Here is a 12,259-nt window from a genome sequence, read left to right as displayed (position 1 = left end):
CAGTCTCTGAAACAGACTCTACATGCTCTGCAGGAAGAGTTATATTTTCTCCTTCCTCAGAAGGCTGGCTCTTTTCTGTATCAGTTAGGGTTGAGCTCCCCCCCCCCCCCCCGAAAGTTGAGTTTCATTTGCCAGAGGTTGCTCACTCGCCCCTTCTTGAGCTAAAACAGGAGACGTTCCAAATACCACTGCTCCTACAATCATAGAAACCGCTCCTACCGATAGTTTCCTAATGCTATAACGACACTTACGTTCTTGAACACTCCGATTCATACTGATCCTCTCTATATCTATATCCCGATTTCTGAAATAAGACATTTACTCCAGAAAATACACTTAGTTTGTCTTTTCTTAACTTTCTTTTACTACAGTTCATTTAAATGACAAAAATGAACTAAACAAACTATCTCAAATCGGTGTCAATTTTCCCCTCTCCTTTCTCCAATCAGACTCCTGCCAATCTAGTTTATCTACCAGGACACCGCTGCAATTAAACTAAAATATCTCTTTATAAGCAAATTATTGGACATCAGCCTATGCTATTTATACCATACTTCCTGCTCAATCCTTATCGAACACTTTTTCAAATAGCTTTTCGTAGGCATAAATACTTATAGAAATAATGGGAAATATAATCAAGCTTACAATCAGAATCTTATCCAACTTAAAGGGGACAATCCCAAATAAGTGAAGAAATAAATCAATCAGAAAACTGTCGAAAAAAACTGTCAAAAGTAGTTCAACTTGTCTTTTTCTCTGCTTTTTTGTCTTGAATGCCTTAAATATCATATTATTCCCCTTTTCTAAGCTTCAATCCCTTCTCTCTATCTGTCATTTCGCATAGCTGCTACTATTTTTACAGCAATCTATCTTTAAATATACATAAAGATAAGATTCTATCACTTTTTATAAGTGTTAGCAAATTTATTATACCTCATTTTTAAAACGCTTTCAATATAGTGTGATATAATAGATTTTAGTTTCAAGAAACTCTTTTATATAATAATGTCCTTGAAAGTAGTTTCAGCTGAACATTTATAGTCCATAAAAAGAAAACAGAGACTCATCTGTTTTTATACTCAATGAAAATCAAAGACCAAACTAAGAAGCTAGCCGCATGATGCTCAAGACACTGTTTTGAGGTTACAGATGAAAGCTGACGTGGTTTGAAGAGATTTTTGGAAAGTATTAACACCTACAGACAAGCCTGACGATAGCAAGAACTACTCTACTCGATAGGTATCGGCTTTTGCTTTCTGAAAAAAATTATTTTAAGCAATTTGACAAAGCTAGCAACAAAAAATTCTATAAATATTTCCATGATAAAACGCATAGTATCAAGCTTGTTCAATACCTGATACTATGCGTGTTTGTGATTTTTAAGATTTTGTGCTTAGAGTCGACTCCTTATTTTAGATATTTAAAAGGAATCTCACTCCCACAGAGCCAGTTATAAACCTGGTCATTGACAAAAACATTCATGGCTTCGTGGGCATACTCAGGCATGATACGATAGGTTTTATCGCAGGTCAGACGATTATAAATCGCAAACTGGGTAATGGGATAGCAAACATCGTCGTCCAAGCCTGTAATCATCTTAACTTCACCCTTGATACGATGAGCAAGATTTTTCACATCGATATAGGCAAGAGTCGCCATGATTTCCTCCTCTGTTTCATGGAAGGGGTCGTGAAACTTGAAATAACGGAAAAGTTCGTCATAGGCCTCACTGGTATTCCCAATCTCAAGGACTCGTCTGAAGTCTGACAAGAAAGGATAGATCGCAACAGTTTTCTCAATTCTAGGATTGAGCGCTGCTGCAACCAGAGCTAAAGCCCCTCCTTGAGAGGCACCATAGCTGGAAAGTCGCTTCTCATCCACCTGAGGCAGACTAGCAATAATTTCAACCAACTGGTAAATGTCCAGATAAACATCCTTATAAAAGAGATGATCCCGACCTTCCACAGCACCACGGATGATATGCCCCTTAACGGTATTCCCTAGAGGAGAACGCAAGCCGTCTTGCGAGTAACCTGACTGGCCTCGAACGTCCATGGAAACAACACCGTAACCAGCTACGGTGAAGGCCAGCATGTCGGTCCAATCCCAACCACGTCCCATATAACCATGAAAATGGAAGATTAGAGGAACCTTCTCCTCACTCTTTGGAAGAACGACGCATGCATAGATCTTGCCTTCATTGCTTCCTTCAAAAGTTAACTCATAGCACTTGACTTGAGGGATGTGAAAATCTCTTTCCTCCAACTGGTAGGCTGGAAGCGTGGAAACTTTTTTCACTTCCCCATCCCAGAAAACATCAAAGTCTTCTGGGACCCCATCTCTTCCTAGATAGGTCTTCATTTCTTCTAATAAAGCCGGATTTTTCATAGCATGCTCCTTTTATTTTGTAATCACTATCACAACTGTAGCATATCTATGTAATCAATGCAAGAAAGAAGGGTAAATAGAAAGTGAATTTAGATTCTTTACTTTTAGGATGATGGGCTGAAAGTAGTTTTAGAAACGAAAAAAGAGCATTTCGCTCTCTCTTCTGTTTATACTAGTTTTTTGCTTCCTTCTTTTGGAAAGTAGTTTGGTAATTTACTTTAATCGTTACTGTCATGTGAGAGTCCTCGTTTCTTTTTGATGACTCTAGTATAAGGGTCAAACCTGAAAGCTAGCTTAAGTTTTCCTTAGAGAAAGCTTAATCTAAATGTTCTTTCTTTTCCAGATGAAGAGCAATCATGCGCCACTCTGGATCCTCTTGCCAAGCTTCTGTGTAACGAAAAAAGAGCAGTTACGCTCTTCTTCCTTTATTCAATCTTAGTTTGTTGCTTCTTTCTTTTGGAAAGTAGTTTGGTAATTTACTTTAATCGTTACTGTCATCTGAGAGTCCTCGTTTCTTTTTGATGACTCTAGTATAAGGGCCAAACCTGAAAGCTAGCTTAAGTTTTCCTTAGAGAAAGCTTAATCTAGATGTTCTTTCTTTTCCAAATGAAAGGCAATCATGCGCCACTCTGGATCCTCTTGCCAGCCTTCTATCGAACTAATGTAGCTAGCAACCTTTCTGGCTTCTTCTAAAATCGGAAAATCTTCGATAATATCAGCCACTTGGAATTCTGGAAGTCCTGACTGTCTGGTTCCAAAAATCTCACCAGAACCACGCATTTTCAAATCTTCCTCAGCAAGAACAAATCCATTGGTCGTTTCTGTCATGATGCGCATGCGGTCTTTCCCAGAATCAGTCTTGGGATTGGCAACGAGAACTGCATAAGACTGCTTATCTCCCCGACCCACACGACCTCTGAGCTGGTGAAGCTGGCTGAGCCCGAACCGATCGGCATCCATGATAATCATAACGGTCGCATTTGGAACATTGACCCCGACCTCGATAACCGTCGTTGAAACTAGAATATCCGTTTTTCGCTCTTTGAACTCCTGCATAATCTGGTCTTTTTCATCACTCTTCATCTTACCATGTAAAAGAGCCACCTCTGCCTTACCTGCAAAATGAGCCGTCAACTCTTCTGATAAGGCAATAGCATTTTTCAGATCCAGAGCTTCTGATTCTTCAATCAAGGGAGAGATGACATAGGCTTGAGAACCTTTTTGAATTTCTCCCTCTAACCAAGTCAAAACCTGAGGTAGTTGCTCATGCTTGATCCAACGTGTTACAATAGGCTTCCGTCCTGCTGGCATCTGGTCAATAATGGAAACATCCATATCTCCAAAGGCTGTGATAGCCAAGGTTCGTGGAATGGGAGTCGCTGTCATCATGAGTACATCTGGATTGTCCCCTTTTTCTCTCAGAACACGCCGTTGCCCTACACCAAAACGGTGCTGCTCATCGATAATAATCAAACCAAGGCGATCATAATCCACCCCATCTTGTATCAAAGCGTGGGTTCCGATAATCAAATCAGCCTCACCCTTGGCAATAGTCTCCAAGACTTCTCTCTTTTCTGCAGCTTTTAAGGAACCTGTCAAGAGAGCCAGTTTCAATTCTGGAAAGAGGTTCCGTAAACTCTCAAAGTGTTGCTCTGCAAGGATTTCTGTTGGTACCATTAGGGCTGATTGGTAGCCAGCCGTCACTGCCGCAAACATAGCCAAGCCAGCGACTACCGTTTTTCCGCTCCCCACATCTCCTTGTAGGAGACGATTCATGTGGTGGTCGGACTTCATGTCGATCAAAATTTCCTGCAAACTTTTTTCTTGAGCTGGGGTCAAGGCAAAAGGAAGGCTTTCCTTGACTGCTGTCACTTTTTTCTGAGACCAATTCAGAACCAGACCGCTTCCCTGAACTCTATTTTCAGACTTGAGCGTCTGCAACTGCATTTGGAAATAAAAGAGTTCCTCAAACTTGATACGGCGAAGAGCCTGCTTGTATTCTGCCAAATCCTTAGGAAAATGCATAGCTCGGACTGCCTGACAACGGGACATGAGTTTGTATTTGTCCAGAAAGGACTGGGGCAGATTTTCCTCAATCAAGAGGTCCAGTCCCTGATCAAAGGCTGTCTTAATAACCTTGATCAGACTGGCTTGACTGATTCCCTGAGCCAAGCGATAAACAGGTTGGAGGTCATCTTCCACCTGAGCTAGGACCTTCATCCCAGTCAGACTAGCCTTGGCGCGGTCCCATTTTCCAAAGACAGCAAGGGTTGCTCCCAACTCTATCTTATCTGCTAGATAGGGCTGGTTAAAGAAATTCACCGCAAAAACGACTTCTCCCTGCTTGAGGCTAAAGCGCAGGCGATTGCGCTTGAAACCATAATACTGGACACTAGCAGGAGTCACGACTTGACCAGATAGGACTGCCTTCTCCCCATCTTCCAGTTCCAGCACTTGCTTAGTTTTGAAGTCTTCATAACGGAAAGGAAAGTAGAGCAAGAGGTCTTGCAAATTTTCAATTCCTAGTTTGGCGTATTTTTCTGCTGACTTTGGTCCCACACCAGGCAAGACATGCAAGGGTTGATGTAGATTCATGCTCCACTCCTTTCTTTTCTAATAATATTCTCTCGGAATGCGGTCGCTGAGGAGACAAACCACCTCATAGTTAATGGTTCCGCGGTAGGCAGCTACCTGAGTTGCAGTGATTTCCTTGTCACCGTTGGAGCCAATCAAGGTTACCTTAGTTCCGAGTGGGTAAGGCTTAGGCAGACGAATGGTGATTTGGTCCATCGAAACCCTGCCGACAATTGGGCAAGCTTGGCCATCTACCAAGACAGAGAAATTTTGCATATCTCGTGTCCAACCATCCGCATAGCCAATTGGTACCGTCGCGATGACTTGCTCACTATCCGCTTGATATGTCGCCCCGTAACCCATGCAAGCTCCAGCTGGAACTATCTTGACATGGATCAGAGCCGACTCCAAGGTCAAGGCCGGTATCAAATCATAAGGCAAATCCAAGACATCTCCGCTTGGGTTTAAACCATACATGGCATCTCCCATACGAACCGCATTGAAAATAGTCTCTGAATGCCAAAGAGTCGTTGCAGAATTGCTGGCATGGATCAGCTCTGGAAGACCTTTCATACTGGCCAAAATAGTTTTAAACCGTTCTAACTGTTCATTAAAGTAGGCATTTGATTCCTCATCTGCAGTAGCAAAGTGGGTAAAGATTCCTTCAACACCAGCACCGTGTTGTCTGAGCAAGTCTTGAGCCTGCTCAGCCTCACTAGTCTCTCTAAAACCAATCCGTCCCATGCCTGAGTCAATCTTGAGGTGAACTGTCAATCCAGTTAGGTCCGCTTCCTTATCTAAAAGTGCTTGAATCCACTCCAGTCCAGCCACCGTCAAGGTAATGTCATATTCTTTAGCAAGAGAAACAACTTCTAGTTCAGAAACTCCTAAAATGAGGATTGGCTTGCTGAGTCCAGCTTGTCTGAGTTCAATGGCTTCATCGATATTGGAAACGCAAAAGCCATCAACATCATCTTGAATAGCCGTCGCAACAGCAACAGCTCCATGACCATAAGCATTGGCCTTGACCACTGCCCACTTGAGCGTTCCTTGAGGGATATGAGCCCCCATTTGCTGAATATTTTGTCGAATAGCTCCCAGATGAATCAGAGCCTTGGTTGGTCTATGTGGACTAGCTTTCATGATTTTCCTCCAAAATGACACTGGCTGTCACAAACTGATCTGTGTGGCTGATAGACAGCCAAATCTTTCCTGAAAATGGTGCCTGACTAAAATAAGGCGCCCCGCGTTCATTATTCAAGACTTCCAAATCCTGAAAACCGAGTTTTCCAATACCAGTTCCCATAGCCTTGGAAAAGGCCTCCTTAGCCGACCAGCGACCAGCCAAATATTCGATTTGCCTGCGCCCTTTAAGACTGTTAAACCGTTCCATTTCCTTGGCTGTCAGCACGCGCTTGGCAAATCCTTCATGTCGTGTAACTGCACTTTCTATCGAAGCCAATTCTTCGATGTCAATTCCGTGTCCAACTATCATTCTCATCAAAAGGAGTTGAGATTCCCCAACTCCATCCTTTTCACTTATTTTGTCAAGGTAGCATAAATCTCTTCTACCAAGGCCTCTGTATTTTCCCAACCTAGGCAAGGGTCAGTAATAGAGCAACCAAAGACCTCTGGTTGGTTTTGACGACCATCTGCTAGGTAAGATTCAATCATAAATCCTCGAACTGTCTTTTTAATTTTCTCATTCCAATCACGATTTTGCAAGGTCTGGCGAACAATTCGAATCTGCTCCATATACTGCTTGCCTGAGTTATCATGGTTGGTGTCGATGAGGATAAAAGGATTTTCAAGTCCCATTGTCTCATAGCGTTCAATGGCTTGGAGTAGGTTTTCATAGTAGTAATTCGGCATATAATTGCCATACTCGTTAACTGCTCCACGGAGGATGACATGGGATAAAGGATTACCTGAAGTCTCAACTTCCTGCCCATGATAAAGGAAGGTTTGCTTGTTTTGAGCAGCATAGATGGCATTAAACATAACACCCAAATTTCCAGAGGTTGGATTTTTCATCCCTACTGGTGCATCAATCCCAGAAGCCACAAAACGGTGCTCTTGGTCTTCCACAGAACGAGCTCCAACAGCATGGTAGCTGACCAAGTCATCCACCAAGATTAGATTTGACGGATAAAGCATCTCATCTGCCGTCGTCAAACCAGTCTCTGTAATCACGCGGTAGTGCAACTGGCGCACAGCCTGCAAACCGTTAATCAGGCTTGGAGCCTTAGAAGTATCTGGCTGGTGAACCAACCCTTTATAGCCGTCTCCGTTAGTACGAGGCTTAGCAGTATACACGCGCATAACCATGAAAATCTTGTCCGCTACCCTCTTTTGCAAGGCGGATAAACGTCGAGCATATTCCAAGACAGCCTCTTCATTATCAGAAGAGCAAGGACCAATCACCAAGAGAATACGGTCATCTTCCCCTGAAATAATGTCTGCCAATTCTCTATCACGGCTTTCCTTGAGTCTCAAGGCTTCCGCAGACAATTGGGTTTCAGCCTTGATGACTTCCATATCGATTTCTTGACCTTTTTCAATAAATGCCATCTTATTCTCCTAACGTTTTGTAAATTTCTCTGACAAGGGCTTCTGTGTTATCCCAACCCAGGCAAGGGTCTGTGATAGACTTGCCAAATACTTCTGGCTCATTTTGTCGACCATCTTCCAGATAAGACTCAATCATAAAACCACGAACGAACTGCTTGATTTTTTCATTCCAAGCACGGTTAATCAAGGTCTGGCGGACAATTCGGATCTGTTCCATATACTGCTTGCCAGAATTGTCATGATTGGTATCAATGATGATAAAAGGATTTTCCAAGCCCATTTTCTCATACTGGGCAATGGTGTCAATTAAATTGTCATAATAGTAGTTGGGAATATTTTTTCCATATTCATTAAGAGCACCGCGAAGAATGGCGTGCGAAAGCGGGTTCCCAGTTGTTTCCACTTCTTTTCCTAGGAAAAGGAAACTTTGTTTGTTTTGAGCAGCATAAATCCCATTAAACATAACATTGAGATTTCCAGATGTTGGATTTTTAAACCCTGTTGAAAACCCTGCCCCACTTGCCACAAAGCGGTGTTGCTGGTCTTCAACTGAACGGGCACCAACTGCCATGTAAGAAATCAAATCATCTACAAGCGGCAGATTTTCAGGATAAAGCATTTCATCAGCAGTCGTCATACCTGTTTCCGTGATGACACGATAATGAAGATGGCGCACGGCTTTGATTCCGTTGATGAGGCTAGGGGCTTCTGTCGCATTAGGCTGGTGAATCAAGCCCTTATAACCATCTCCGTTGGTACGGGGTTTGGCAGTATAAACACGCATAACCATAAAGATACTGTCTGCTACTTCTTCTTGCAAAGCTGCCAAACGCTTAGCGTACTCAAGGACAGCTTCTTCATTGTCAGATGAGCATGGCCCGATTACCAAGAGAATTCGCTGGTCTTCTCCACGTATAATGGCTTCTAGCTCTTGATCACGCTGTGATTTTCTCTCCAAAGCCTGACCTTCTAATTTTGACAAGGCACGAACTTCTTCAATATTTATTTTAGGACTTTTTGCTGTAAATACCATAACTCATCTCCTTATAAAGCAAACGGATACCAAGTAAAAATTTACTTTTCACAAGGTATCCGTCTCTAAACTATCTCATTTTATTGTCTTTTACCGTGACAGTTTTTAAACTTCTTACCAGAACCACATGGGCAAAGTTCATTCCGTCCAATCTGGCTCAAATCCAAATCTTCTGGCATATTTGCTTGGTGGGCAGCGATATTGCGAGTCGCTGTTGTACTGATATGGCGTTCTGCCTGTGGTCTTTCTTGTTCATGAATTTGTGCTTTCATCATCAAGCGTGTCACATCAAACTCAATCGAACCAATCATGTCATTAAACATACGGAAACCTTCTGCCTGATACTCAACAACAGGGTTGTTCTGAGCATAGCCACGAAGTCCAACCGCGTTACGCAATTGATCAAGGGCATCGATATGATCTGTCCACTTGTTATCTACCACTCGTAGAATCAAAACTTTTTGGAATTCTTTGACTGCTTCTTCATCGCGTAGTTTTGAAACCTGACTATCGTAAACTTGCAATGCACGTTGGAAGAGCTCTTCCTTGATGGCCTTATCAGACAAGCCTGACAAGTCTTCCATCGTAATAGAATCTTCTGGAAGCAAGTTGTACTTAGCAAAGTTCAAAATTGCTTCTAGTTTTTCATCTTGTTTTGCACGCGCATGACCATCAACGACACGACCAATCGTGCGTTTGATCATAGCCTGAATTTCAGGTGCCAAGTCACGATCTGCAGTGATAACGTCGTAACGTTGAGCGTAGATAATCTCACGTTGTTCACGCATGACATCATCGTATTGAAGGACTTGTTTACGAGTATCGTAGTTATTTCCTTCGACACGTTTTTGCGCTGCCTCAACCTGACGCGTCAACATACGAGACTCAATCGCCTCTTCAGACATGTTGAGACGTTCAAAGATTCCCTTCAAGCGTTCAGAACCAAAACGTTTCATCAAATCATCTTCAAGAGATAGGTAGAATTGTGACTCACCTGGGTCTCCTTGACGACCTGAACGTCCACGAAGCTGGTTATCGATACGACGACTTTCATGACGTTCTGTACCAATCACACAAAGTCCACCTAATTCGCGAACCCCTTCACCAAGCTTGATGTCGGTACCACGACCGGCCATGTTGGTTGCGATAGTAACAGCACCACGTTGACCAGCATTCATGATGATTTGGGCTTCTCTATAGTGGTTTTTGGCATTCAAGACTTCGTGAGGAACGCCAGCTGCGACTAATTTCTTAGAAATGTAGTCACTAGTTTCAACCGCTACTGTACCAACCAAGACAGGCTGACCTTTTTGGTAACGAGCCTTAACGTCTTCGACAACCGCCTTAAACTTAGCCTCGATACTTGCATAAAGAAGGTCTGAGTGGTCAATACGTTGAACAGGGCGGTTTGTTGGGATTGGAATCACACGAATGTTGTAGATTTCACGGAATTCTTCTTCCTCAGTCTTACCTGTACCCGTCATACCTGACAATTTCTTGTACATACGGAAAAGGTTTTGGTAAGTGATTGAGGCAGATGTCTTGGTTTCATCCTGGATTGGCACACCTTCTTTAGCTTCAATAGCTTGGTGCAATCCATCAGAATAACGACGACCTTCCATGGTACGACCTGTAAATTGGTCGACAATCAAGATTTCTTGCTCTTCGCTCACCACATAGTCAATATCGAGAAGCATGATGTAGTTAGCACGAAGGGCATTATCGATAAAGTGAGTCAGAGCTACGTTTTCGATGTCATAGAGGTTTTCAAGCTTGAAGTAGCTTTCAGCCTTGTCAATCCCTGAATCAGACAAACCAATAGTCTTAGACTGCACATCGATGATGTAGTCGTCTTTGTCCAAAGATTTTACATAGTGGTCTGCCATATGGTAGAGCTGACTAGTTTCAACTGCGTTAGCACCTGATACAATCAATGGTGTACGAGCCTCGTCAATCAAGATAGAGTCAACCTCATCGACCAAGGCATAGTTGAGCGGACGTTGTACCATGTTTTCAGCGCGAACGACCATGTTGTCACGAAGGTAGTCAAATCCGATTTCTGAGTTGGTTGAGTAAGTAATATCACACTCATAGGCTTCTTTTTTCTCCATTGGAGATTTGGCAGCCAAGTTAATCCCTACTGACAAACCAAGCCATGAGTACAATTCACCCATCTCAGTCGCATCACGTTCTGACAAGTATTCATTGACCGTAACTACGTGAACCCCTTTACCTGAAAGGGCATTGAGGTATACGGGCATAGTCGCAGTCAAGGTTTTCCCTTCCCCTGTACGCATTTCTGGCACGTCACCATGGTGAAGAACGATTCCCCCCATGACCTGAACCTTATATGGGAAGAGACCTAGGACACGTTTGGCACCCTCACGGACAACCGCAAATGCTTCATAAAGCAATGAATCCAGCGATTCTCCATTTTGATAACGTTCTTTAAATTCAACTGTTTTTGCTTTTAGTTGGTCATCTGTCAAAGCAGCCATTTGGTCTTCGTATTTGAAAACCTTGTCAGCCATCTTTTCCAGACGACGGATTTCTCCTTTATCATTTTCGATAATTGTTTTTAAAATATTAGCCATGTTTTTCCTTACTTTAAATTCCGAATATTTTAGAATGTTCTTTTAATTTTAGCACAATTACTGATTATTTTCAAGGAAGAATCCCCATTTTGAAAAGGAAAAAGAGGCTAGTTTCCAAGCTAACCTCTCTGACTTTTATGATGCTTTAATTGCCAACAAAAATCGGCAAAATCGCAAATAGGATAAATAGATTTATCCAAAGAGAAAAACAGCAGATCAATCCAAAAACAAAGAGACTGACTTTCTTGGACAGCAAGGCCATCAAAATCGACAGAATTCCAAAAACTAGCAAGACTTTCTGTATGCTGAAGAGGTCAATCTTCCCCCCCAGAATCGGACTGCCCCAAGGAAGAAAGAAGAAAGCAATCCAGATCAACAGAACTAAACCAATATAGACCTTAGAATAGCGTGTAATAAATGATTTTAGATGTGCCATAAGCTACCTCCTAGGATTGTATATCCTTTATATATTGTATATGTCCGTTTTCGACAACTAATACATCTGTACAAAGATCTGAAATATCTTCCGATATGTGTGACGTCAGGATAACCAGACTATTTTCTTTTTTCAGGTAAGATAAAATGACCTGTTTGGTTAACCTCACACTCTTCTCATCTAAAGCATTCATAGGTTCATCGAGAAAGAGTATAGATGGTTCGGCAATAAAGGCTTGAATCAAGGCCATTTTTTGTTTCGTTCCTAAGGATAAATGACGGTACTCAACGTCTTCAAATTCCTGTAAATCATAATATTGGATCCAATCGGCAATTCTTTTTTCCGTAACTTTAGATGAAAAACACCTTAACAATTCCAAATTTTCTCTAAGGGATAAATGAGATAAAAACTCGACTTTTTCAATTAAAACCCCTGCATCCTGAATATAATGATTTTTTATCCCATAGACTTCCCCATCTTGAAGAACTTTTCCTTTATCAAGCTTAATATAACCAGCAAGTATCTTTAAAAGAACTGTCTTACCAGATCCATTATCACCTTTAAGACCATAAATATTTCCTGATTGAAAGACCAGATTCAACTCATTTAAAATAGGTCTTTCCCCATAAATTTTCTGTCCATTTATAATTTCAAGTCTCATCG

At 42.0% G+C, this 12,259-nt stretch carries 11 protein-coding genes; all 11 read right to left on the bottom strand.

Annotation, left to right across the window (positions count from 1 at the left end):
* Positions 1–84: 84 nt before the first annotated feature.
* The 11 genes from OVN23_RS05495 to OVN23_RS05445 all read right to left on the bottom strand — a co-directional run bounded on the left by OVN23_RS05495 (position 85) and on the right by OVN23_RS05445 (position 12,257).
* Positions 85–273 (bottom strand): YSIRK-type signal peptide-containing protein, encoded by a 189-nt coding sequence (locus OVN23_RS05495; RefSeq protein WP_267240779.1) that lies wholly within the window; start codon positions 271–273, stop codon positions 85–87.
* Between the two features lie 288 nt (positions 274–561).
* Positions 562–789 carry a hypothetical protein gene (locus tag OVN23_RS05490; protein WP_050234264.1) on the bottom strand — a complete coding sequence of 76 codons (228 nt, stop codon included), beginning with the start codon at positions 787–789 and terminating at the stop codon, positions 562–564.
* 618 nt (positions 790–1,407) lie between these two features.
* On the bottom strand, positions 1,408–2,388 hold the full coding sequence (locus OVN23_RS05485) for an acetylxylan esterase (protein ID WP_173276530.1): 981 nt from the start codon (positions 2,386–2,388) through the stop codon (positions 1,408–1,410).
* 579 nt (positions 2,389–2,967) lie between these two features.
* Positions 2,968–4,983, bottom strand: a complete 2,016-nt coding sequence (gene recG, locus OVN23_RS05480; RefSeq protein WP_267240778.1) for an ATP-dependent DNA helicase RecG — start codon at positions 4,981–4,983, stop codon at positions 2,968–2,970.
* A gap of 18 nt (positions 4,984–5,001) precedes the next feature.
* The gene (gene alr / locus OVN23_RS05475) at positions 5,002–6,105 is read right to left on the bottom strand and encodes an alanine racemase (RefSeq protein ID WP_267240777.1); all 1,104 of its coding nucleotides are present in this window, start codon (positions 6,103–6,105) and stop codon (positions 5,002–5,004) included.
* Entirely contained in the window at positions 6,095–6,457 is a 363-nt protein-coding gene (acpS, locus tag OVN23_RS05470; protein WP_000635003.1) for a holo-ACP synthase, read from the bottom strand. Before acpS ends, alr begins: the two co-directional genes overlap by 11 nt.
* A gap of 44 nt (positions 6,458–6,501) precedes the next feature.
* Entirely contained in the window at positions 6,502–7,533 is a 1,032-nt protein-coding gene (locus OVN23_RS05465) for a 3-deoxy-7-phosphoheptulonate synthase (protein ID WP_050222442.1), read from the bottom strand.
* Between the two features lies 1 nt (position 7,534).
* The gene (locus OVN23_RS05460; protein WP_267240776.1) at positions 7,535–8,566 is read right to left on the bottom strand and encodes a 3-deoxy-7-phosphoheptulonate synthase; all 1,032 of its coding nucleotides are present in this window, start codon (positions 8,564–8,566) and stop codon (positions 7,535–7,537) included.
* 80 nt (positions 8,567–8,646) lie between these two features.
* Positions 8,647–11,160 (bottom strand): preprotein translocase subunit SecA, encoded by a 2,514-nt coding sequence (gene secA / locus OVN23_RS05455; RefSeq protein WP_267240775.1) that lies wholly within the window; start codon positions 11,158–11,160, stop codon positions 8,647–8,649.
* Positions 11,161–11,305: 145 nt separating this feature from the next.
* Positions 11,306–11,596 (bottom strand): hypothetical protein, encoded by a 291-nt coding sequence (locus tag OVN23_RS05450; protein ID WP_000940698.1) that lies wholly within the window; start codon positions 11,594–11,596, stop codon positions 11,306–11,308.
* 10 nt (positions 11,597–11,606) lie between these two features.
* Complete coding sequence (locus OVN23_RS05445) at positions 11,607–12,257, bottom strand: ATP-binding cassette domain-containing protein (RefSeq protein ID WP_267240774.1); 651 nt, start codon at positions 12,255–12,257, stop codon at positions 11,607–11,609.
* Positions 12,258–12,259 lie beyond the last annotated feature (2 nt).

The sequence above is a fragment of the Streptococcus sp. Marseille-Q6488 genome (assembly GCF_946902925.1).
Taxonomy (GTDB): domain Bacteria; phylum Bacillota; class Bacilli; order Lactobacillales; family Streptococcaceae; genus Streptococcus.
The sequence above is the reverse complement of the archived record's forward strand: the minus strand, read 5'-3'. Positions and strand labels throughout refer to the sequence as shown.